General features: G+C 64.7%; 19 protein-coding genes and 2 tRNA genes. 15 read left to right on the top strand and 6 right to left on the bottom strand.

Features of this window, described 5'->3' with window-relative positions:
• Positions 1-81: 81 nt before the first annotated feature.
• From folP to phoR, 9 genes are all read left to right on the top strand, one after another.
• A complete protein-coding gene (folP, locus tag BLQ58_RS01050; RefSeq protein ID WP_092594538.1) occupies positions 82-951 on the top strand; it encodes a dihydropteroate synthase in 870 nt (289 codons plus the stop codon).
• Positions 952-955: 4 nt separating this feature from the next.
• Positions 956-2,302, top strand: coding sequence for a phosphoglucosamine mutase (gene glmM / locus BLQ58_RS01045; protein ID WP_092594157.1), 1,347 nt, complete (start codon positions 956-958; stop codon positions 2,300-2,302).
• Positions 2,303-2,618: 316 nt separating this feature from the next.
• Positions 2,619-3,650 (top strand): phosphate ABC transporter substrate-binding protein PstS, encoded by a 1,032-nt coding sequence (gene pstS / locus BLQ58_RS01040; RefSeq protein ID WP_092594156.1) that lies wholly within the window; start codon positions 2,619-2,621, stop codon positions 3,648-3,650.
• A gap of 129 nt (positions 3,651-3,779) precedes the next feature.
• Positions 3,780-4,745, top strand: coding sequence for a phosphate ABC transporter permease PstC (pstC, locus tag BLQ58_RS01035; protein ID WP_092594536.1), 966 nt, complete (start codon positions 3,780-3,782; stop codon positions 4,743-4,745).
• Complete coding sequence (pstA, locus tag BLQ58_RS01030; protein WP_092594155.1) at positions 4,742-5,644, top strand: phosphate ABC transporter permease PstA; 903 nt, start codon at positions 4,742-4,744, stop codon at positions 5,642-5,644. The genes pstC and pstA overlap by 4 nt, the downstream gene beginning before the upstream one ends.
• A gap of 54 nt (positions 5,645-5,698) precedes the next feature.
• The gene (pstB, locus tag BLQ58_RS01025; protein WP_061959259.1) at positions 5,699-6,487 is read left to right on the top strand and encodes a phosphate ABC transporter ATP-binding protein PstB; all 789 of its coding nucleotides are present in this window, start codon (positions 5,699-5,701) and stop codon (positions 6,485-6,487) included.
• Between the two features lie 58 nt (positions 6,488-6,545).
• Positions 6,546-7,250, top strand: a complete 705-nt coding sequence (gene phoU / locus BLQ58_RS01020; RefSeq protein WP_092594154.1) for a phosphate signaling complex protein PhoU — start codon at positions 6,546-6,548, stop codon at positions 7,248-7,250.
• 35 nt (positions 7,251-7,285) lie between these two features.
• Positions 7,286-7,993 carry a phosphate regulon transcriptional regulator PhoB gene (gene phoB / locus BLQ58_RS01015; protein WP_092594153.1) on the top strand — a complete coding sequence of 236 codons (708 nt, stop codon included), beginning with the start codon at positions 7,286-7,288 and terminating at the stop codon, positions 7,991-7,993.
• A gap of 138 nt (positions 7,994-8,131) precedes the next feature.
• Positions 8,132-9,484 carry a phosphate regulon sensor histidine kinase PhoR gene (phoR, locus tag BLQ58_RS01010; RefSeq protein WP_092594152.1) on the top strand — a complete coding sequence of 451 codons (1,353 nt, stop codon included), beginning with the start codon at positions 8,132-8,134 and terminating at the stop codon, positions 9,482-9,484.
• An 80-nt stretch (positions 9,485-9,564) separates the two neighbouring features.
• On the opposite strand, the gene ppk1 is transcribed toward phoR, so the two are convergent.
• Positions 9,565-11,685, bottom strand: a complete 2,121-nt coding sequence (ppk1, locus tag BLQ58_RS01005; protein WP_092594151.1) for a polyphosphate kinase 1 — start codon at positions 11,683-11,685, stop codon at positions 9,565-9,567.
• 111 nt (positions 11,686-11,796) lie between these two features.
• On the opposite strand from ppk1, the gene ppx reads away from it, so the two are divergent.
• Complete coding sequence (ppx, locus tag BLQ58_RS01000) at positions 11,797-13,329, top strand: exopolyphosphatase (RefSeq protein WP_092594150.1); 1,533 nt, start codon at positions 11,797-11,799, stop codon at positions 13,327-13,329.
• Between the two features lie 133 nt (positions 13,330-13,462).
• Here ppx and BLQ58_RS00995 read toward each other — a convergent pair whose 3' ends face one another.
• The 4 genes from BLQ58_RS00995 to BLQ58_RS00980 form a co-directional block, all read right to left on the bottom strand.
• Positions 13,463-14,314 (bottom strand): GNAT family N-acetyltransferase, encoded by an 852-nt coding sequence (locus BLQ58_RS00995; RefSeq protein WP_092594149.1) that lies wholly within the window; start codon positions 14,312-14,314, stop codon positions 13,463-13,465.
• Positions 14,315-14,546: 232 nt separating this feature from the next.
• Positions 14,547-15,023 (bottom strand): SixA phosphatase family protein, encoded by a 477-nt coding sequence (locus BLQ58_RS00990; protein WP_092594148.1) that lies wholly within the window; start codon positions 15,021-15,023, stop codon positions 14,547-14,549.
• 182 nt (positions 15,024-15,205) lie between these two features.
• Positions 15,206-15,427 (bottom strand): translation initiation factor IF-1, encoded by a 222-nt coding sequence (infA, locus tag BLQ58_RS00985; protein ID WP_008641674.1) that lies wholly within the window; start codon positions 15,425-15,427, stop codon positions 15,206-15,208.
• A gap of 667 nt (positions 15,428-16,094) precedes the next feature.
• Positions 16,095-16,171 (bottom strand) — tRNA-Pro (locus BLQ58_RS00980).
• A gap of 422 nt (positions 16,172-16,593) precedes the next feature.
• Here BLQ58_RS00980 and BLQ58_RS00975 point away from each other — a divergent pair.
• From BLQ58_RS00975 to BLQ58_RS00955, 5 genes are all read left to right on the top strand, one after another.
• Complete coding sequence (locus tag BLQ58_RS00975) at positions 16,594-17,862, top strand: GGDEF domain-containing protein (RefSeq protein ID WP_092594534.1); 1,269 nt, start codon at positions 16,594-16,596, stop codon at positions 17,860-17,862.
• A 133-nt stretch (positions 17,863-17,995) separates the two neighbouring features.
• Entirely contained in the window at positions 17,996-18,649 is a 654-nt protein-coding gene (locus BLQ58_RS00970; protein ID WP_092594147.1) for a class I SAM-dependent methyltransferase, read from the top strand.
• 109 nt (positions 18,650-18,758) lie between these two features.
• Positions 18,759-18,835 (top strand) — tRNA-Arg (locus tag BLQ58_RS00965).
• 127 nt (positions 18,836-18,962) lie between these two features.
• Complete coding sequence (locus BLQ58_RS00960) at positions 18,963-19,265, top strand: hypothetical protein (RefSeq protein WP_092594146.1); 303 nt, start codon at positions 18,963-18,965, stop codon at positions 19,263-19,265.
• 113 nt (positions 19,266-19,378) lie between these two features.
• Positions 19,379-20,185, top strand: coding sequence for an SDR family NAD(P)-dependent oxidoreductase (locus BLQ58_RS00955; RefSeq protein ID WP_092594532.1), 807 nt, complete (start codon positions 19,379-19,381; stop codon positions 20,183-20,185).
• A gap of 102 nt (positions 20,186-20,287) precedes the next feature.
• Here BLQ58_RS00955 and BLQ58_RS00950 read toward each other — a convergent pair whose 3' ends face one another.
• Positions 20,288-21,937, bottom strand: a complete 1,650-nt coding sequence (locus tag BLQ58_RS00950) for a GMC family oxidoreductase (RefSeq protein ID WP_092594145.1) — start codon at positions 21,935-21,937, stop codon at positions 20,288-20,290.
• Positions 21,938-21,965: the final 28 nt, after the last annotated feature.

Below are 21,965 nucleotides of genomic sequence, written 5' to 3'. Positions count from 1 at the left end.
ACGGTTCCAAACGCGGCGGATTCTGATAGCCTCCGAAGCCGGTGCCTGGTGCGCCGGCTTTTTGTTTTTCAGGTGTACATCTTGTCGACCGAGTTCTTCCAGTGCGGGCGCTATCGATTTGCCCGCAATCGCCGCCCGCTGGTGATGGGCATCCTCAATGTGACCCCCGATTCGTTCTCGGATGGTGGGCAGCACGCCTCGCGCGATGCCGCGCTGCGCCATGCCGAGCAAATGATTGCCGAAGGTGTCGACATCATCGACATCGGCGGGGAATCGAGCCGGCCGGGATCGGCGGCATTGCCGCTGGATCAGGAACTCGACCGCGTCATGCCGATCGTCGAAGCGCTGGCCGGCTGCGGCAAACCGTTGTCAATCGACACCTACAAGCCCGAGGTGATGCGGGCCGCACTGGCGGGCGGAGCCGATTTGATCAACGATATCTGGGGCTTCCGTATGCCCGGTGCCGTCGAGGCGGTGTCCGCGGGGCAGGCGGCCCTGTGCGTGATGCACATGCAACGCGATCCCCAGACCATGCAGGAAGCTCCGCAGTACACCGACGTGGTGGCGGAAGTGGCGGATTTCCTGCGCGAGCGGGTGTCAACCCTGCGTGCGGCGGGCGTGGACGATTCGCGTATTTCGCTCGATCCGGGGTTTGGATTTGGCAAGACGCCGGATCATAATCTGCGCCTGCTCGGGCAGATGCCACGGCTGGCGATCGACGGGCTGCCGATCCTGGCCGGGTTGTCGCGCAAGTCGACGCTCGGGGCCATCGTCGGCGGCAAGCCACCGCAGGGCCGGGTGGCGGCCAGTATTGCCGCGGCGGTCTGCGCTGCGGAGAAAGGCGCATATATCGTGCGCGTGCATGACGTAGAACAAACCGTGGACGCCCTCAAGGTCTGGTGGGCGATCCGCCATGAGTCGGTTGTCCCACAGGGGCAGCAAGGAGAATGAGCAAATGACACGCAAGTATTTCGGGACGGATGGCGTACGGGGCAGGGTTGGCGAGGTGCCGATCACGCCCGATTTTGTGATGCGGCTTGGCTATGCCGCCGGCAAGGTACTGGCCCTGGGGCAGAAGACGTCGCAAGGCCGGCCGACCGTGCTGATCGGCAAGGACACACGGATTTCGGGCTACATGCTGGAAGCCGCGCTGGAGGCCGGTTTCACGGCCGCGGGCGTCAACGTGCGCCTGACAGGCCCGCTGCCCACCCCAGCCATCGCCTACCTGACGCGTGCGCTGCGCCTGGCAGCCGGGGTGGTGATTTCGGCCAGCCACAACCCCTACTACGACAACGGCATCAAGTTTTTCTCGGCCTCGGGCGACAAGCTGCCCGATGAGGTCGAGGCGAAGATCGAGTCGCTGCTGGAAGAGCCGATGATGTGCGTGCGCTCGGAGGATCTGGGGCGTGCCAAGCGCATCGAGGACGCTGCCGGCCGCTATATCGAGTTCTGCAAGAGCACGTTCCCATATGAGCAGGACCTGCACGGCCTGCGCGTCGTGGTGGACTGCGCGCATGGCGCGGCTTACCACATCGCACCGCATGTGTTCCACGAACTCGGCGCCGAGGTGATTCCGATCGGCAATCAGCCGGATGGACGAAACATCAACGCCGGCTATGGCGCGACCGCGCCCGAAAAGCTCGTGGAAGCCGTGCGCACCCATCGTGCCGACGTCGGCCTGGCGTTCGACGGTGACGCTGACCGCCTGCAGGTGGTGGACGCCCAGGGCCGGCTCTACAACGGTGACGAGCTGCTGTACCTGATCGTGCGGGACCGTCAGGCGTCCGGCCAGAAGGTGGAAGGCGCGGTTGGCACGCTGATGACCAACATGGCCGTGGAACTGGCGCTCAAGCGCCTGGGTGTCGATTTCGTTCGCGCCAAGGTCGGCGATCGCTATGTGCTGGAGGAACTGAACAAGCGCGGCTGGCAACTCGGCGGCGAGGGTTCGGGACACCTTTTGTGCCTGGATCGGCATACGACGGGCGACGGCATTGTGTCGGCGCTCCAGGTACTGGCCGCGCTGCGCCGCAGCGGCAAGACGCTGGCGGAACTGCTGGATGGCGTGCATCTGTTCCCACAAACGCTGATCAACGTGCGCGTGGAGAAGGGCTTCGACTGGCAGAGCCACGCCGGCCTGAAGGCCGCTCGCGAGCGTATCGAGCCCGAACTCGAAGGCCGTGGCCGCGTGCTGATTCGCGCTTCGGGCACCGAGCCGGTGGTGCGGGTGATGGTCGAAGCCGAACAGGTGGAGACCGCCGAACGCGCTGCGCAGACGCTGGCCGACGCATTGCGCGCGGCCTGACAGTCGCGCCGGGCCCGGTGGGCCCCGGCGGCAAGCTCATCGACGCCACGGTCTTCCGGTCCGTGGCGTTTTCTTTTCTACTATTTTTGCAATTAACAGACAAAGCTATCGACCTGAAGTCATGCCAACGAGTTCGGCGGGGAAAGTGGCGATTAAAGCATGGCAAGGAGGCGGTTTCGTGACGGGTCCGGAATATTGGCCGTTTGGCGAGGCCTTTGAAGAAGATTTCGAGATGTCATGGAACTGTCATACAAGCAGCATACAGTTCGCCTTGTCAAAAATTTGTCATTCCCAACCAATGTTCTCTGGAGGACATATGAAGCTGGTCAAGACTGCCGTGGCAGGCATCGTGTCGATTGTGGTGGCGGGTACTGCGTTCGCGGCGGAAATTACCGGTGCAGGCGCTTCTTTCCCGGCGCCCGTGTATTCCAAGTGGGCTGACGCCTACCAAAAAGCGACGGGTAACAAGGTCAACTATCAATCCATCGGCTCGTCGGGCGGCATCAAGCAGATCAACGCCAAGACGGTCGATTTCGGCGCTTCGGACGCTCCCCTGAAGGACGACGAACTGGCCAAGGGCAACCTGATCCAGTTCCCGACCGTGATCGGCGGCGTGGTGCCCGTGATCAATCTGCAAGGCGTGAAGCCGGGCGAGCTGACCATCACCGGCGACGTGCTGGCCAACATCTACCTGGGCAAGATCAAGAAGTGGGACGATCCCGCGATCAAGGCCCTGAACCCGAAGGCCAAGCTGCCGAGCCAGGACATCCTGCCGGTGCGCCGCGCTGACGGCTCGGGTACGACGTTCATCTTCACGAACTACCTGTCGAAGGTCAGCAATGACTGGAAGAGCTCGGTAGGCGAGGGCACGACCGTGAACTGGCCGGGTGGCGGCACGGGCGGCAAGGGCAACGAAGGCGTGGCCGCTTTCGTGCAGCGTCTGAATGGCGCGATCGGCTACGTCGAGTACGCCTATGCCAAGCAGAACAAGATGACGTACCTGACGATGAAGAATTCGGCAGGTGAAGTGGTGCAGCCGAGCGACGACGCGTTCAAGGCCGCCGCTGCCGGTGCCGACTGGAACAAGACGTTCTACCAGATCCTGACGAACCAGCCGGGCAAGGGCGCATGGCCGATCGCTGGCGCGACGTTCATCCTGGTCCACAAGAACCAGGAAAAGCCCGCACAGGGCCAGGAAGTGCTGAAGTTCTTCGACTGGGCCTACAAGAGCGGCGGTGCCATGGCTTCGGACCTGGACTACGTGCCGCTGCCGGACGCCGTTGCCAACCAGATCCGCGCGACCTGGAAGCAGAGCATCAAGGACGGTTCGGGCAAGGCCCTGTACTAAGCTGTTGCTGTACTGAAGTACGGCCCGGCACGCGAGCCCGAACCGCCTGAGCGCGGAACGGGCCGGCGTGACGGGGCCGCGGTGGCCCTGCCGGCACCGCGGCACATGTTCCACCTACCGATTTCCATCATGGCGACTACGTCCGATCTTCCAGCCGTCCGGCCTCCCAGCCGCCTTGGCGACATCCTGTTCGGCGGCCTGACCCGCGGCGCCGCCATCGTCACCCTCCTGCTGCTCGGCGGCATCATCGTATCGCTCGCCATCAGCGCGTGGCCGTCGATCAAGCAGTTCGGCCCGTCGTTCCTGTGGACCGCCGAATGGGATCCGCCCGCCGACGTGTACGGCGCGCTCGTGCCGATCTACGGCACGCTGGTGACCTCGCTGATCGCTCTCATCATCGCCGTGCCGGTCAGCTTCGGCATTGCACTGTTTCTCACCGAGCTGTCGCCCGTGTGGCTGCGCCGGCCGCTCGGCACCGCCATCGAGCTGCTCGCCGCAGTGCCGTCCATCGTCTACGGCATGTGGGGCCTGCTCGTGTTCGCGCCGATCTTTGGCGAGTATTTCCAGAAGCCGCTCGCCAATACGGTGGGGCAGGTGCCTGTGATCGGCAAGCTGTTCCAGGGCGCGCCGCTGGGTATCGGCCTGCTGTGCGCGGGCGTGATCCTGGCGATCATGATCATCCCGTACATCGCCTCGGTAATGCGCGACGTGTTCGAGGTCACGCCCGTGCTGCTCAAGGAGTCGGCCTACGGCATCGGCTGCACCACATGGGAAGTGATGTGGCGCGTGGTGCTGCCCTACACGCGTGCCGGTGTGATCGGCGGCGTCATGCTCGGCCTGGGCCGCGCGCTGGGTGAAACCATGGCCGTCACGTTCGTGATCGGCAATACCAACCTGCTCGACAACGCGTCGCTGTTCTCGCCCGGCAACAGCATCACTTCCGCGCTGGCGAACGAATTCGCCGAAGCCGGTGCCGGCCTGCACACCGCGGCGCTGATGGAACTGGGTCTGATCCTCTTCTTCATCACGTTCGTCGTGCTGGCGCTGTCCAAGATCCTGCTGCTGCGTCTTGCAAAGAATGAGGGTGGCAAATGAATCAAGCCAGTCAAGCCGTGTCTACTTCGTCCATTCCCGCCGTCCGCCCCGATTCCGAAGCTGTCCGCACACGGCTCCAGGGCGCTCGCCGTCGCACCAACGCCCTTGCCCTGGCCGCCTCGCTGGGCGCCATGGGGTTCGGTCTGTTCTGGCTCGCGTGGATTCTCTGGACCACCATCTCGCTGGGCGTGGGCGGCCTCTCGCTCGACCTGTTCACGCAGATGACGCCGGCCCCGAACACCGCCGGCGGTGGTCTGGCCAACGCCATTTTCGGCAGCTTCGTGCTGGTGGGCGTAGCGACGCTGGTCGGTACGCCGCTGGGCATCCTGGCCGGCATCTATCTGGCCGAGTATGGCCAGAAGTCGCCCCTGGCCTCTGTCACCCGCTTCATCAACGATATCCTGCTGTCGGCGCCGTCGATCGTGATCGGCCTGTTCGTCTACGCGCTGGTCGTGACCCGCATGGGCCACTTCTCGGGTTGGGCCGGGGTTTGCGCACTGGCACTGCTGCAGATCCCGATCGTGGTCCGCACCACCGAGAACATGCTGAACCTGGTGCCGAACGCGCTGCGTGAAGCGGCGGTGGCCCTGGGCACGCCGAAGTGGAAGATGGTGATGTCGATCACGGTCAAGTCGTCGTACGCGGGCATCGTGACCGGCGTGCTGCTGGCCGTGGCCCGTATCGCCGGCGAAACCGCGCCGCTGCTGTTCACCGCGCTGTCCAACCAGTTCTGGAGCGCCGACCTGAACAAGCCGATGGCCAACCTGCCCGTGACGATTTTCCGCTTCGCCATGAGCCCGTTCACGGAATGGCAGCAACTGGCCTGGGCCGGCGTGTTTCTGATTACCGTCGGGGTGCTGGCGCTGAACATCATCGCCCGCGTACTGTTCAAGAAATAAGCGGCGCCACGCATCACGCCTGACCTGACTACCGAATTCAAGCGAGACATCAGCATGACCTCTACCGTCATCGATATTCCCGATACCGTGCGCGCCAAGATCGACGTGCGGAACCTGAACTTCTACTACAACCAGTTCCACGCGCTCAAGAACATCAACATGTCGATCCCGGACCGCAAGGTCACGGCGTTCATCGGCCCGTCCGGCTGCGGCAAGTCGACGCTGCTGCGCACGTTCAACAAGATGTTCGCGCTGTACCCCGAGCAACGCGCCGAGGGCGAGATCAACATGGACGGCGAGAACCTGCTCACGAGCAAGCAGGACATTTCGCTGCTGCGCGCCAAGGTGGGCATGGTGTTCCAGAAGCCGACGCCGTTCCCGATGTCGATCTATGACAATATCGCGTTTGGGGTGCGCCTGTTCGAGAAGCTGTCGCGCTCGGAAATGGACGACCGCGTGGAGTGGGCCCTGTCGAAGGCCGCACTGTGGAACGAGGCCAAGGACAAGCTGCACCAGTCTGGCTACGGCCTGTCGGGCGGCCAGCAGCAGCGCCTGTGCATCGCGCGCGGCATCGCCATCCGGCCCGAAGTGCTGCTGCTCGACGAGCCGTGCTCTGCGCTGGACCCGATTTCCACGGGCCGCATCGAGGAACTGATCGCCGAATTGAAGGACGAGTACACGGTCGTGATCGTCACTCACAACATGCAGCAGGCCGCGCGCTGCTCGGACTACACCGCCTACATGTACCTGGGCGAGCTGATCGAGTTCGGCGAGACCGAGAAGATCTTCATCAAGCCGCACCGCAAGGAAACCGAAGACTACATTACCGGCCGCTTCGGTTGATCCGCAACGGCATTGCAGGATATACCCAGCATACGGACAAGCGGCCAGGAGAACATTCATGACTGACAAGCACCTGTCGACCCAGTTCGACGCCGACCTCAACGCGATCAATACCAAGCTGCTGCAGATGGGCGGCCTGGTGGAGTCGCAGATCGAGATGGCCATGCGCGCGCTGGCCGACTTCGACGGTGACCTGGCCGACCAGGTCATGGCCCGCGAGCAGCAGCTGAACGCGCTCGAAGTCGAGATCGATGCGGACTGCGGCAACATCATCGCCCGCCGCCAGCCCACCGCCCGCGACCTGCGCCTGGTGATGGCGATCTCGAAGACGATCACCAACCTCGAGCGCGCTGGCGACGAGGCCGAGAAGATCGCCAAGCGGACCAAACACATCATGGAAGATGCGGCCGCGCACAATATCAACTATGCCGAGGTGAAGCTGTCCGGCGAAATGGCCATCAACCTGCTGCGGCAGGCCCTGGACGCCTTTGCGCGCCTGGACACCGTGGCGGCTGCCCGCATCGTCAAGGACGACAAGGCCATCGACGAGGAATTCCGCGCCTTCGTGCGCAAGCTGATCACCTACATGATGGAAGACCCGCGCACGATCTCGGTGGCGCTGGACTTCCTGTTCATCGCCAAGGCCGTCGAGCGTATCGGCGACCACGCGAAGAACATTGCGGAATTCATCATTTACATCGTGAAGGGCACGGACGTTCGCCATGCCTCACGCGAAGACATGGAGCGCGAAGCGTTGAGCTGAATACGCGCCAGCACTGATAAGCGGAGAACCATTACATGCCTAGCAGTATTCTCGTTGTCGAGGACGAACCGGCGATCGCTGAACTGATCGCCGTCAATCTCCAGCACGCGGGGCACTATCCGATTCGGGCGTACAACGCTGAGCAGGCGTTGTCGCTGATGAGCGATGTCCTGCCGGACCTCGTGTTGCTGGACTGGATGCTCCCGGGCAAGTCGGGCGCCGCCTTCGCCAAGGAACTGCGGACCAACGACCGCACCAAGCAGATTCCGATCATCATGCTCACCGCCCGCAGCGAAGAGCAGGACAAGGTCATGGGCCTGGAAGCCGGTGCGGACGACTACGTGACCAAGCCTTTCTCGCCGAAGGAACTACTGGCTCGCATCAAGGCCGTGCTGCGCCGCCGCGCGCCGCAGCTGACCGACGACGTGGTCGCCATCAATGGCCTGCGGCTCGACCCGGCCACGCATCGCGTGACCGGCCAGGACGATAGCGGCCCGATCAAGCTGGACCTGGGTCCTACGGAGTTTCGTCTGCTGCACTTTTTGATGACGCATCCGGAGCGTGTGCACAGTCGATCACAATTGCTGGATCAGGTCTGGGGCGACCACGTGTTTGTCGAAGAGCGGACCGTGGACGTGCATATCAAGCGTCTGCGTGCCGCGCTGACCCCCGGTGGCTACAGCAACATGATCGAGACGGTCCGGGGCAGCGGCTATCGCCTGGCGCGGTCACCCAGCCACTGACCGGAACCGGCCGGCGGCGGAGCAGCGGGGCCGCGCCGGCCGATGTCGGATAATGCCGGCTGAATGCAATGCTGCGGTGCATGTTGTGGCAGACTCTGTCGCAGTGCGAACGCAGTCTGAACCTCTTCTACTCCTCGCATGAATGTCATCTGGGCCCGCTCCGCGGCCATCCTTGCCGGTCTCGCGCTGATAGCGGCGGGCCTGTACGCCGTAGCCGGCGCCGTGCCCGGCCTGCTGTTCCTTTCCGTTTCGCTGTTCCTGCTGCTCGCGTATTACCTCTTCCAGATCAGCCGTCTGTGGCGGGTGCTCGACGCCCCGGCCTACGGTGAGATTCCCAGCGCACTCGGGCTGTGGGGCGAGGTGTATTACCGCCTGCACCGGCTGGTCAAGCGATGGCGCACCCAGGTGCTGCAGGTGGAGCAGCAGCACACGCGGTTCATCCAGGCCATCCAGGCTTCGCCCTATGGCGTGCTGATGCTCGACGATGCCGACCAGATCGAATGGTGCAACGGCGTGGCCGAGCAGCACTTCGGGCTGAACGCGCGGCGCGACGTGCGCCAGCGCATTACGCACCTGATCCGCCGGCCCGAGTTTGTCCACTACCTGACGCGCGAACGCTATGACGAACCGCTGGTGATGCGCGACATGGGCGAACACAAGCGCGGTATCACGTCGGTGCAGATCCTGCCGTATGGCGAAAACCGCAAGCTCGTGCTGACCCAGGACATTACCAAGGTCGAAAGCACCGAGGCCATGCGCCGCGACTTCGTGGCCAATGTCTCGCACGAACTGAAGACGCCGCTGACGGTGCTGACGGGCTTCCTGGAGACCGTGCGCGACCTGCCTGTCTCGGAGGAAGACCGCAAACGCTATATCGATCTGATGCTGGTGCAGTCGATGCGGATGCAGCACATCGTCGAGGACCTGCTGGCGCTGGCCAAGCTGGAATCCGACGCGCAGCCGCCGTCGCACGATCGTGTCAACGTGGCCGCGCTGGCCGCCCACATGGTGCACGACGCCGAGGCGCTGTCACAGGGGCGGCACCACATCGAGACCGAGATCGATACCGCCGTGGTGCTGCGCGGTGCGGAAGGCGAGCTGCTGTCGGCACTGGGCAACCTGGTGTCGAACGCGGTGCGCTACACGCCCGAGGGCGGACGCATCGCCATCCGCATGACCTTTACCGACGGACACTCCGTGTTCTCGGTCAGCGATACGGGCCTGGGCATCGCGCCCGAGCACATTCCCCGCCTGACCGAACGGTTCTACCGGGTGGATCGCAGCCGGTCGCGCGATACGGGCGGTACCGGCCTGGGCCTGGCCATCGTCAAGCACGTGCTGTCGCGCCACCACGCCGATCTGCGCGTCAGCAGCGAAGTAGGGCGCGGCAGTACGTTCCGCATCGTGTTCCCGGTGGACCGCAGCGGCTACGAACCGGACGCCGCGCAACCACTGTCCCAGCTGGGCGACGCCTCGCGCCACGCCGCCTGAGATCGGGCGCGCCCGGCACTATGAAGAAAGGCCGCTCCCGGTCCGGGCAGCGGCCTTTCTCATTCCGAAGCCGGCAGGGCTCAGGTGCCGAACTTCAGCAGCAGTTCGTGCTGGCTGACGCGCTGCAGCTTGGCGCGCGACGGCTTGCGCACGTAATTGCCGTCGGGTTCCATGATCCAGGCCGATGCGTTGTCGTGCAGATGCACCTGCAGGCCTTCCTTGATCACCCGGGCCTTGAGCGTACGATCCAGGATCGGGAAGGCCACCTCGACGCGCCGGAACAGGTTGCGGTCCATCCAGTCGGCGCTGGACAGGTACAGCACATCGTCGCCGGCCGCGTGGAAGTAATAGACGCGGTGGTGCTCCAGGAAGCGGCCCACGATCGAGCGCACCGAAATGTTCTCCGACAGACCCGGCACGCCGGCGCGCAGCGCGCAGACGCCGCGTACGATCAGGTCGATTTTCACGCCCGCGCGCGACGCCTTGTAGAGCTCCTCGATGATCGTGGGCTCCAGCAGCGCGTTCATCTTGGCGATGATGCGTGCCCGCTTGCCGGCGCGCGCGTTGCGGGCCTCGGCGCGGATATGCTCCACCAGGTTGCTGTGCATCGTGAACGGCGACTGCCACAGGTGGTTCAGCCGGATGGTGCCGGCGGTGCCCGTCAGCAACTGGAACACGTGGTGAACGTCCTCGCAGACCTGCTCGTTGGCGGTGAGCAGTCCAAAGTCGGTGTACAGGCGGGCGGTGCGCGGATGATAGTTGCCGGTGCCCAGGTGGGCGTAGCGCCGCAGCACCGCGTTCTTGGCCTTCGGGCCCGCCGGCTCGCGCCGTACGATCAGCAGCATCTTGGCGTGGCATTTGTGTCCCACTACCCCGTAGACCACATGGGCCCCTGCCGACTCCAGCCGCTCGGCCCAGTTGATATTGGTTTCCTCGTCGAAGCGCGCCAGCAGTTCCACCACCACGGTCACTTCCTTGCCGTTGCGGGCTGCCGTCATCAGCGCTTCCATCACGGCCGATTCGTTACCGGTGCGATAGACGGTCTGCTTGATCGCCACCACGTTCGGATCGCTGGCGGCCGCCTGCATCAGGTCCAGCACCGATGAAAAGCTCTCGTACGGGTGATGCAGCAGCACGTCGCGCTGGCGGATCACGTCGAACATGCTCGTGCCGGGCGGGAAGGCCTTGACCACGGCCGGCACGTGCGGTGGGTATTTCAGGGCGGGGCGGTCCACCAGATCGGGGATCTGCATCAGCCGCACCAGGTTCACCGGCCCCCCCACGCGGTACAGGTCCTGTTCGGTCAGGCCCGACTCCAGCAGCAGACGCCGCGACAGCGCCGGCGGCGTGTCGGACGACACTTCCAGGCGAACCATGTCGCCAAAGTGACGTGTAGGCAATTCGCCCTGCAATGCTTCGCGCAGGTCGGTGATTTCGTCCTCGGACACGAACAGGTCGGAATTGCGCGTGACCCGGAACTGGTAGCAGCCCTGCACCTCGATGGCCGGGAACAGTTCGTGGACAAACGCCTGCATGAACGACGACAGCATCACAAAGCCGTACGGATATCCCGACAGCTTTTCCGGCATGCGCACCACGCGCGGCAGCGCGCGCGGCGCCTGCACGATGGCCAGGTCGGCATCGCGGCCGAAGGCGTCCTTGCCGGACAGCTCGATCACGAAGTTCAGACTCTTGTTGAGCACGCGCGGGAACGGATGGGCGGGGTCCAGCGCAATCGGCGTCAGCACCGGGCCCAGCTCGCGCGTGAAGAAGTCCCGCGCCCACGCGCGCTGCGCGTCCGTCCACGTGCCGGTCAGGTGAAAAAACACCCCTTCTTTTTCCAGCGCGGGGAAAATGACGTTCTGCAGCATGTCATACTGCGAGGCCACGAGCCGCTGGGTGCGCTCCGTGACAAGCTGGTAGGCCTGCTGGATCGAGAGGCCATCGGGCGTCAGGCCCGATGCGTTATCCCGCATTTGCTCCTTCAGGCCGGCCATCCGGATTTCAAAGAACTCGTCCAGATTGCTGGACACGATACAGATGAACTTCAGCCGTTCCAGCAGCGGGACATTGGGGTCGGCGGCCTGCGCAAGCACGCGCGCGTTGAATTCCAGAATGCCCAGCTCGCGGTTCCAGAGCGAGCCAGGCGGCGTCGTCGACATGTCTATGACCTTATTTTGGCGATGAGGCGACTTTTTCATAGATCCGTGTCATTTTGATGACACTTTGATTTTGTCATGATGCAGACATGACAGGGACATAATCTTTCGGGTTTTGGCCCGCCACGGCCGATCCCGCGTAACACTGACGCAATGACACAGAATCCCCGCTTGCTGGCCGCCGTCGACATGGGCTCCAACAGCTTCCGCCTGATGATCGGGCGGGTGGATGAAACGCCCACTGCCTCGGGCCCCGCCAGCCAGATCTTCCAGGTTGACGCGCTGCGCGAGCCGGTCAGGCTGGCCGCCGGCCTGACGCCGGACAAATATCTGGACCAGCCGGCCCGCCGCCGGGGCGTTGACGCGCTGCGCCGCTTTGGCGACCGCCTGCGCGACTTCGCACCCGAGCAGGTGCGCGCGGTGGCCACCAACACGCTGCGCGTGGCCAGGAACGCTTCGGATTTCCTGATCGAGGCCGAGGCTGCCCTGGGATTCCCGATCGAAGTGATCGCCGGCCGCGAGGAAGCGCGCCTGATCTACCTGGGCGCGTCGCATGATGCGCCAGCCTGCCAGGGCAACCGGCTGGTCGTCGATATCGGCGGCGGCTCCACCGAATTCATCATCGGCAGCGGCTATCAGTCGAAGCTGATGGAAAGCCTGTACATCGGCTGCGTATCGCACAGCCGCCAGTTCTTTCCGAGCGGCAACGTCGACGAATACGCGTTCAAGCAGGCCGAACTGGCCGCGCGTCGCGAGATCCAGGTACTGGTGCGCCAGTACAAGGCAGCCGGCTGGCAGCAGGCGGTAGGGTCGTCGGGCACTGCGCGCGCCCTGGCGGAACTGATCGAGCTCAACGGGATGAACGACAGCGCGTCCGAACATGGCATTACGCGCGAAGGGCTGGAGCGCCTGAAACGTGCGCTGGTCAAGGCCGAGAACACGAACCGGGTGAAGCTGACCGGCCTGAAGGCCGACCGGATTCCGGTGTTGCCTGGCGGCCTGTCGATCATGCTCGGCGTGTTTGCCGAACTCGATATCGACCGCATGGACGTCACGGACGGCGCGCTGCGTCTGGGTGTGCTGTACGACCTGCTGGGCCGCAGCCACCATGAGGACATGCGGACCGTGACGGTCGACCAGTTCATGCGCCGCTACGCCGTGGACCGTGCGCAGGCCACCCGGGTAGGGCAGGCCGCCCGCGATCTGCTGGCGCAGTTTCCCGATCCGCGCAACGAGCGCCGCGAGGACAACCTTGCGTTGCTGGGCTGGGCGGCCAGCCTGCACGAGATCGGCATGACGATCTCGCACAGTGGATATCACAAGCATTCGGCTTATATCGCCACGCACGCCGACATGCCCGGTTTCTCGAAGACCGACCAGGCGCGGCTGGCCACGCTGCTGCTCGGCCACGCGGGCAAGCTCGGCAAGCTCTCCGGCAGCGGCAAGTTTCTGGACTGGCGCATGCTGTTCAGCCTCCGGCTGGCGTTTGTACTATGCCGCCGGCGCGGCGACATGAAGCTGCCGCAGATCCATGTCAGACAGCGTTCGGACGAACTCGACGAGGGTTTCGAGGTGCGGCTGCCGAAATCGTGGATCGATGCCAACCCGCTGGTGGAATACAGCCTGGCGCAGGAAGCCGACGAGTGGGAGCGCGTGGGCAAGCGTTACAAGGTCGTCTACGTCTGAGACGGCCGGCCCGGTGGGCCGGGGCAATCCGGCGACGAAACAGGAACGGCGACTCGAATGAGTCGCCGTTCTCGTTTCCGGTACCGGAACGACCAGCCGTTTCGTCCCGTACGAGGGGGCTGCTGATCAGCGGTCAGGCCGACCGAATGCCCAGGAAGTGCCGGGCATAGCGCGGGTTCATGTCGCGCACGCGCAGCAGTGTCAGGAAATCGGCGACGTTGAAATCGGGATCCCAGGCCGGCAGGCCGCAGATCTTGGCGCCCAGCCGCAGATAACCCTTGATCAGCGCGGGGGGCTCCACGTCAAGCGTCTGGTTCAGGTCGTCCACCGGCAGCGGCGCGCGCGGGAAGGCGTGATACTCGATCGGTGCCAGCGACTTTTCGGCAAACTGACGATAGAGGCTGGCCGCGTAGTGGCCGCCATCGCTCATCGGCACGCTGGCGCAGCCCAGCATCGATTCGAGGTTGTAACGCTGCAGGTATTCGCCCAGGCCACCCCACAGGGCCATGATCACGCTGCCCGAGCGGAAGTCGCGGTGCACGCACGAACGGCCCAGTTCCAGCATCTTCGGGCGCAGGTGGGCCAGGCGGACCAGATCGAATTCGGATTCTGCGTAGAGGCAGCCGATGCGCTTGGCCTGGTGCGGCGGCAGCACGCGGTAGGTGCCCACGACCTTGAGCGTTTCCTGGTCGCGCACGATCAGGTGGTCGCAGTAGGCGTCGAACATGTCCACGTCGGTTTCGGTGGCCGACGATTTCAGGCGCGCGCCCATTTCCTCGGCGAACACCTTGTAGCGCAGGCGCTGGGCCTCGGCTACTTCGTCCTGGTGACGTGCCCACGCCACGCTGAAAGCAGGCGCCGGAGCTTGAATCGGGGTTTGGAGTTGTGCTGGCTGACGAGGAAGACGCCTCCGCGCCGACTGGCCAGTCAGGCCAGTGGGCAAGGAGTCGAAGAGCGGCTGGGTAGGCGTCGGTAAGTCTCGCATCAGTGTGTCCTTTCGGTGACGAAACGGCTTCGAAACAATGTAGAGAGGCCGGGTGACAGCGCCGTGAACCGATGATGACGCTTCCGTGACTGACACAATGTTGTCGCCGGCGCAAACCTTAACCATAGGACAGGCTTCCGCTAGAGCACATCGGCGATCGTCCAAATGAACAGACTGATGTCGAATTTGTGACAGCGAAATCTCATTTTCGCCGCCATTTACTTAAGAAGGTTCAGAAAAGGTCGGGCTGAATCACGGCGCGGAGGACTACCTGCGCTTCGTTTTCGCGTGTGCGTCCGACCAGCCACCAGATGCCGCTTTTCTTCACGCTCCATGGCAGTTCCTGGCCAGCCAGCAGCAGGCTGGCCAGTTGTCCGATCCATGGCTGGTGGCCAACCACGACCGTGTGGTCGTTGCCCTGCGGCCAGTCGATCGCGGCCAGCACGGCGCCCACATCGGCACCCGGCGCGAGGTCATCGAGGATTTCGGCCTTGCCGGACAGGGCAGCCGCAGTTTCCCGCGTACGCAGCGCCGGGCTGCAGACCACGCGGTAGTCGGCAGGCAGGTGGGCGCGCAGCCAGTTGGCGGACGTTTCGGCCTGCTTGCGGCCGCGGCGGGTCAGTGGTCGCTGTAGATCCGCGCTGCGGGAGATGCTCAGGGCATCGGGCAGATCTTCGGCCTCGGCATGACGCCACAGAATCAGATTCATGTTCGCCTGGGGCTTGGTGGAGCCTTGAGTATGGTGACGCACGGCGCGTGCCGCAAGTGCGCGACCGGGCCGCCAAAAACAAAACGGGCCATCCGGTGGGCAAAGCCCACGGATAGCCCGTCAGTGTCGGTAGCAGCGATGTCAGCCGCGTGACAGCGGCGCATCGGCTGCGCGCCGCGAACTCAGGACTTGTGGCGGAAGTTGATGCGGCCCTTGGTCAGGTCGTAGGGCGACATTTCCAGGGTGACGCGGTCGCCGGCCAGGATGCGGATACGGTGCTTTTGCATCTTGCCCGAAGCGTATGCCCAGATTTCCACGCCGTTTTCCAGCGTCACGCGATAACGGTTGTCGGGCAGGGCTTCCGACACCACGCCGCCAAATTCAATGAGTTCTTCCTTAGCCAATCTGTTTTCCTTTGTGGCAGCCACGAAGGCTGCGTTAAGTTAGTGAGTATCCTGTGGGCGCCCGGTCGCGCGCATCCACGTCATGCCGCCATGGCGGCAGCCGCGCGATACGTCGTCGGGAAGCAAGCTGACGGGCTTGGCAAACCATGGAAGCCAGGCGGGTCAGAGAATCGAGTAGGGGCGCGGATGACCCTGACGATTGCCTTGCCACTAGCGGTTGCGCGGGCGTCTGGCGCATCCGTGTACATCACGGGGACAGCGGGCAAGGTGTTTCCGGGGCCGGCAACCCATCCGCCGGCCATATCTCAACGATATGAGGGCGGGTCGGAGAATTTCCAGTGCGCCAGGCGGCGCTTTCCCGGTTAACAGGGCATGCTCAGATACCCCGAACTGACGCGCGATTGTAGCACGACCGCACCATCTTCGCAGGCGCAGCAACCGTTCCCCAGTTGTTGCGCCAACGCCATGTACAGGCGGCTGGTGTCATTGTGCAGTGCCGCACCAACCCCCCTGACATGCGGCCCGAATGCGATCCATGCACCGCATGGAGAAGGGCGCGACATGGCTAGGCCATAGTTTCGCAACTTCCGGAAAGACAGAAAGAAAAAAGGGCTCACGTCTTTCAACGTAAGCCCTTGATCCTTCTACCTAAAACAACTTGCAAATATGGTCGGAGCGATAGGATTCGAACCTACGACCCTCTGATCCCAAATCAGATGCGCTACCAGGCTGCGCTACGCTCCGGAGCCGGCGATTCTATCGCGACACGTGCGGCCAGGTCAAATGTGGCGTGCGACGGATTGCAACGCGCGGAAGTGGCGCGCACGTACCCCGCTTCAGGCGGGATCGTATTTGGCTTGACTTGATGCGTCGCGCTGACATAATCCGCACACCGCATTGGTCCGACCCGGCGCTTCACGCCTGGCAATGCTGTGCCCACCCGGACCTGGTCCCACTATCAAAACTATGGCACGCCAGCCCCGCTAGCGACGCGGGCGCGCTGCGCCGTGCCTGAGCCATGCTTCGCCCGCGATGCCCCGCATCGACGTGACGCGGACGTGCCGGACTTGCGGAAACAATACAGGACGGCCGCTCGCAGGCCGCAAACAGAAGGCGGTCCGGTGCCATGCGGAGCATCGGCGATGCCTTTGTGAACGGGAATGAAGATGTTTCAGTCGCAGGTGGTAGTGCTGATCGCGGCCTTGTTCGTGCTGCAGATGGCGATCGTCTGTGCCGTGTTGCGGCGCTCTGCCGGTATGGAGCGCAGCGGGCTCACCTCGTGGGCGATCGGCGATCTGGTAGTGACCGTGGCCGCCGTGTTGCTGGCCGTTCATGGCTACCGTCCGGAATGGCCGCTGGCTGCCTTGCCTGAGCTGGCATTGACTGCCGGGCTGTCGATGATGGTTCACGGCACGCGTCATTTTGTCGGCAAGCCGGGGCGGGCCATGGTGCTGACCGTGCTGAACGTGCCCGGCGCAATCGTGCTCGCATTGCATGCGGTCGGCGGACTGATGGGCGCCGCGCCCAGCCCGCTGTCGCCTGGGGTGCTGGTGTCGCCTTCCGTCGTGGCCGGGCTGATGCTGGCCTCGTCGTTGATCCAGATGCTGCTGTTGCTGGAAATAATCCGCGTGGTCGTGCCGCGTTTGCCCGCGAAGCGCGGCACGGGGCGCCTGGCGATCCTGTCGCTCACCCTGGTGGCACTGGCCTGCACCGTGTTCGCGGGCGCGCAGGCATGGGCGCCGCTGTCGGCGCTGGTCGACGGCCACCCGCTGGCCACGCCGGACGAGCGCGACAACATCACCCTCTGCTTTGTCTTCGGCGTGGTGGGACTGTCGGTCAGCTTCGCGCTGATGGCGCATGACCGTCTGCGCCGGATCATCGAACGCCGCGCGCGCCATGACGACCTGACTGACGTGCTGTCGCGCGGCGCGTTCTGGGAAGAACTGGAACTCGCGTGCAAGCAGGCCGAGCGCCAGCGCACCGCCTTCACCGTGGCGTTCATCGACCTCGATCACTTCAAGGCCATCAACGACCTCTACGGGCATCTGGCGGGCGACAGCGTCCTGCGCCATTTCGCGGGCCTGCTGCGCAAGGCCGCGCCGGCCCGGGCCGTGCTGGGCCGCCTGGGCGGCGAGGAGTTCGCGATCGTCATGCCCGACACCACGCTGGAAACCGGCCGCGCCATCAGCGTCCGGCTAAGTGCGATGGTGCGTTCGGCGCCATGCCCGTCCGAGCCCGATGCCATTGCCTATACGGTCAGCATCGGCATGGCCGAGCGACAGGCCGGCGAGAACGCCGATGCGGTCATGCGGCGCGCCGACCGCGCGCTCTACGATGCCAAGCAGATGGGCCGCAACTGCGTGTCCTCGCACGACACGGCCGAAGGTGTCGGCATGCCGCGCCGCCCGCGCGTGCGCGAACGCGAGTCGTCCTGAGTTCGGCATCCACATCGCTGTTTCGCCAGCCTTGGGCTGGGCCGGCTTCAGTTTCGTCGGAATCTGATTCAAGGCCCGGCTCGCCGATGCTATAGATGCGCAGGTCACTGCAACGCGCCTTGCGCCAACATCCATGGACATCATCAGGCCGGAACACGCTGCCCAGCAGGCCAGGCAGATTCACCAGAACATCCCCGGCGCGACATCGATCTCGATCCTGCGCCGCGTGCATGATTCCCGCTACGCGACGCGGTACTTCGTCGGCAATGGCCTCGACATAGGCGGCGGCATCGACTCCCTCGCGTTGTTCGGCGACATGTTCCCGGCCATGAAGCACGTCTTCGTCTTCGACATGCAGCATGGCGACGCCCAGTACCTGGAGCGGGTGGAGGACGAATCGTTCGACTTCGTCTATTCGTCCCACTGCCTGGAGCATATGGTCGATCCGGCGGTGGCCATCCGGCACTGGATACGGGTCGTGAAACCGGGAGGGCATCTGGTAATCCAGGTGCCGGACGAAGACCTGTACGAGCAAGGACACTGGCCCTCGCGGTTCAACAACGACCACAAGCACACGTTCACGATGTGCAAGGCGCGGTCGTGGTCGCCGGTGTCCATCAATGTCATCGACTTTGTGCGGTCCGTATGCGACCAGGTATCGCCGATCTCGATGTTTCGGGTCGACATCGGCGTTCGGCAGAGCCTGCTGAACCGCGATTTCGATCAGACTCGCACACCTACCGCAGAGTGTGCCATCGAGTTCATCCTGCAGAAGCATCCCAGGTAGGCGGGCGCGTTTCCCTTCTGCAACTGGTGCGGTAGAATGCACGCCTTGCCGCAACGGCAAGGCCTTCCAGGGCTGCAAGGCCGACCAAGGCCCTGATAGCCACGGCCATCCGCCCTTAGCTCAGTTGGATAGAGCACTCGCCTTCTAAGCGAGCGGTCAGAGGTTCGAATCCTCTAGGGCGGGCCAATCCGCATCACGCCTGTCCCCCATCCATGTCTTTCGGCCGGCACAGCCCCGGCGCGAACGCCGGCGGCCCGCACGTCCCCCGTTAGTGGATCTGGGGCAACATCAGGTCGCTGATTGCGACTGGTCTGTGACGGATGTCGCGGGCGAACCGCCGCTCAGTCACACCCGTGCCGGCGCCGCGCCATATGGCACGTTCCATATCGATGTACACGCAAAAACGCCAATCGAGCTGAGCAGCGTGGGCGTGGGCCTGACGCCGCCGGTCAGCATGCTCACGCGGCGCCATTCACAACCCGGGCTGACAGGTGGCCCCGTGCCCGACGATGTGGCGGGTCGTGACTACCGCCGGGGCACGTGCGGGGCACATATCTATGACGAGCTGTTCAGTCCCTACCTGTTTGCGGGACAGCCCCGGCGGGCGGCGCGCTGACTTGGCCGCTGGTATGACATTTGCACGCTGCCGGCTAGATATGTTCCGACAGGGAGGCGGCCGTGAACTCGTCAAACAGCGATGTGGATTATGCCGAACTGGGCCTGCAGGATATTCCTGACACACGCCCGCTCGCCATTGTCACCGGGGCATCGACCGGCATCGGCTTTCATCTGGCGCATTGTTGCGCTGCCAGCGGCATGGATCTGATCGTCGTGGCCGATGAACCCGAGATTGCCGATGCGGCCGCCAAGCTGCGAGAGCATGGCGCGAGGGTGGAGTCGCTGGTCGCCGACCTTTCCACGCGGGCGGGCGTGGACGAATTACTAGGCAGCGTGCGTGGCCGGCGCATCGACGTGCTGTGTGCCAATGCCGGCAGGGGCCTGGGGCATGCCTTCGTCGACCAGGATTTTGCCGATATTGCGCGGGTGCTCGAAACGAACGTGGTCGGTACCTTGTACCTGCTGCATAGCGTCGCGCGGCACATGCGCGAAAACCGCGCGGGCCGGATCCTGATCACGGGATCGATTGCGGGCCTGATGCCGGGCACCTACCAGGCCGTCTACAACGGCACGAAGGCGTTCCTCGATTCGTTCGCATTTGCCCTGCGCCACGAACTGGCCGACTGCCGCGTCAGCGTGACGTGCCTGATGCCGGGCGCCACCGAGACCGAATTCTTCCGCCGCGCCGACATGCTCGATACGCGCTTGGGCGAGGCGAAGAAGGACGACCCGGCGGACGTGGCCCGGCAGGGATTCGAGGCCATGATGCGCGGCGAAGCCGAAGTCGTTACGGGGTGGCAGAACAAGCTCCGGGCCGCCATCGCGTCGATCACCCCCTCTGATCTGCTTGCCGAACAGCATCGCAAGATGGCCGAGCCGCTCGACAAGGACCGGAAAGCTGAAGCGGCGGTGCGCTAGGCCGGCGGTTGCCGGACGGTCCTGCTTGTTTCCTGCCGCCAGCCCAACGCCGGCGCGGCCCTCGACGCCCGAGGGCAGCGGGCCGGCTCACGCCGCCATCGTTTACGCGGCCATCCGCAGCAGATCGGCGGCGCGCTCGGCGATCATGATGGTGGGCGCATTGGTGTTGCCGCCGATCAGTGTGGGCATGACCGAGGCGTCCACCACACGCAGGCCGTCCACACCATGTACGCGCAGCTGTGGATCGACCACGGCCATCGCATCGACGCCCATCTTGCAGGTGCCCACGGGGTGGTAGATGGTGTCGGCGTGGGCGCGCACGAAATCGCGGATTGCCGCATCGTCCCCTTCGCCGGGCCCTAGCAGGGCGGTCAGCGGGTCGCTGCCGCCCGCTTCGGCCAGCGCCGTCTGGGCGAAGATCCGTCGCATCAGCTTCACGCCGGCCACCATGCCGTCGAGGTCGGACGGGGCAGACAGGAAGCGAGGGTCGATGCGGGGCGCCTCGCGCATGTCCGCCGATGCCAGTTCCACCGTGCCACGGCTTTCCGGGCGCAGCACGCAGGCGTGGCAGGAATACCCATGGCCGGGCCGGCCATTGCGCAACACGTTGGAATTGCCCAGCAACGCCGGCGCGAAATGCAGCTGCAGGTCGGGGGCGGCCAGCCCCGGTTGCGTCCGGACGAACGCGCCGGCTTCGGCCACCGGCGATGCCAGCATGCCGGTGCGCCGCCAGCGGTAGCGCATGACCTCGCCGGCCATGCGCGCCACGCCGCGCAGCGAGTAGCCGTAGAGATGCCACGACGTAACAGGCTTGCCGATGATGACGTCGAGATGGTCCTGCAGGTTCTGCCCAACGCCGGGCAGGTCGTGTATCACTGCCACGCCCACGCTGCGCAGATGGTCGGCCGGCCCCACGCCCGATGCCATCAGCAACTGCGGCGAATGGAACGCGCCGCCACTGACGATCACCTCGCGCCGCGCGCGCAACGTCTGCGTCTGGCCGTCGCGCACCACCTCCACGCCCACGGCGCGCTTGCCTTCGAACACGATGCGCAGCGCCTGCGTGCCGGTCATCACGCTGAGGTTCTGGCGGCCGCCGTTGTGGCCGGCATCGGCGCGGTTGCCGCGATGCAGGTAGGCGCGCGCCGCGTTCCAGCGTTCACCGTTGAACTGCGTGGCCTGGTACAGCCCCACGCCTTCCTGCTCGGCACCGTTGAAGTCCTGGTTCAGCGGCAGGCCGGCCTGCGCCGCCGCCTGCACGAAGCGGCGCGAGAACGGATTCGGCGTGCGCAGGTCACTGACATGCAGCGGGCCGCTGCCGCCGTGCCAGGCGTCGTCGCGGCCGGCATTGCGCTGGTTGCATTCGCTTCGCCGGAAGTAGGGCAGCACGGCGTCGTAGCCCCAGCCCTCGCATCCCAGTTCGGCCCAGCGGTCGTAGTCGCTGCGATGGCCGCGCACGTAGAGCATGGCGTTGATCGACGAACTGCCGCCCAGCCCGCGCCCGCGCGGCTGGTACGACTGGCGGCCGTTCAGACCCGGCTGCGGTACGGTACGGAAGCCGTAGTTGCGCGGCCCCGCGTGGGGCACCGTCCTGGCGATGGCCAGCGGGGTCCACACGCTGGGGTGATGGTCGTCAGGCCCCGATTCGAGCAGGGCCACGGTCACGCCCGGCTGGTCCGCCAGCCGTCCGGCCAGCGCACAGCCGGCCGAGCCGGCGCCCACGATGATGTAGTCGAAGCTGGTATCGCCCATGAATGGTGTCTCCTCGGGATTGTTCTTG

This window comes from Ralstonia sp. 25mfcol4.1 (genome assembly GCF_900104095.1).
Taxonomy (GTDB): domain Bacteria; phylum Pseudomonadota; class Gammaproteobacteria; order Burkholderiales; family Burkholderiaceae; genus Cupriavidus.
Note: the sequence above shows the minus strand (reverse complement) of the source record. Positions and strands in the feature narration are given on the sequence as shown.

Bases quoted from the DNA above. Each gene is read 5' to 3' on its own strand.
- ppk1 (WP_092594151.1), bottom strand. From the start codon at position 11,685: ATGAAAAAGTCGCCTCATCGCCAAAATAAGGTCATAGACATGTCGACG.
- phoR (WP_092594152.1), top strand. From the start codon at position 8,132: ATGAATGTCATCTGGGCCCGCTCCGCGGCCATCCTTGCCGGTCTCGCG.
- glmM (WP_092594157.1), top strand. From the start codon at position 956: ATGACACGCAAGTATTTCGGGACGGATGGCGTACGGGGCAGGGTTGGC.
- pstC (WP_092594536.1), top strand. From the start codon at position 3,780: ATGGCGACTACGTCCGATCTTCCAGCCGTCCGGCCTCCCAGCCGCCTT.
- ppx (WP_092594150.1), top strand. From the start codon at position 11,797: ATGACACAGAATCCCCGCTTGCTGGCCGCCGTCGACATGGGCTCCAAC.
- BLQ58_RS00975 (WP_092594534.1), top strand. From the start codon at position 16,594: ATGTTTCAGTCGCAGGTGGTAGTGCTGATCGCGGCCTTGTTCGTGCTG.
- BLQ58_RS00970 (WP_092594147.1), top strand. From the start codon at position 17,996: ATGGACATCATCAGGCCGGAACACGCTGCCCAGCAGGCCAGGCAGATT.
- pstB (WP_061959259.1), top strand. From the start codon at position 5,699: ATGACCTCTACCGTCATCGATATTCCCGATACCGTGCGCGCCAAGATC.
- phoB (WP_092594153.1), top strand. From the start codon at position 7,286: ATGCCTAGCAGTATTCTCGTTGTCGAGGACGAACCGGCGATCGCTGAA.
- BLQ58_RS00990 (WP_092594148.1), bottom strand. From the start codon at position 15,023: ATGAATCTGATTCTGTGGCGTCATGCCGAGGCCGAAGATCTGCCCGAT.
- pstA (WP_092594155.1), top strand. From the start codon at position 4,742: ATGAATCAAGCCAGTCAAGCCGTGTCTACTTCGTCCATTCCCGCCGTC.
- phoU (WP_092594154.1), top strand. From the start codon at position 6,546: ATGACTGACAAGCACCTGTCGACCCAGTTCGACGCCGACCTCAACGCG.
- pstS (WP_092594156.1), top strand. From the start codon at position 2,619: ATGAAGCTGGTCAAGACTGCCGTGGCAGGCATCGTGTCGATTGTGGTG.
- BLQ58_RS00950 (WP_092594145.1), bottom strand. From the start codon at position 21,937: ATGGGCGATACCAGCTTCGACTACATCATCGTGGGCGCCGGCTCGGCC.
- BLQ58_RS00995 (WP_092594149.1), bottom strand. From the start codon at position 14,314: ATGCGAGACTTACCGACGCCTACCCAGCCGCTCTTCGACTCCTTGCCC.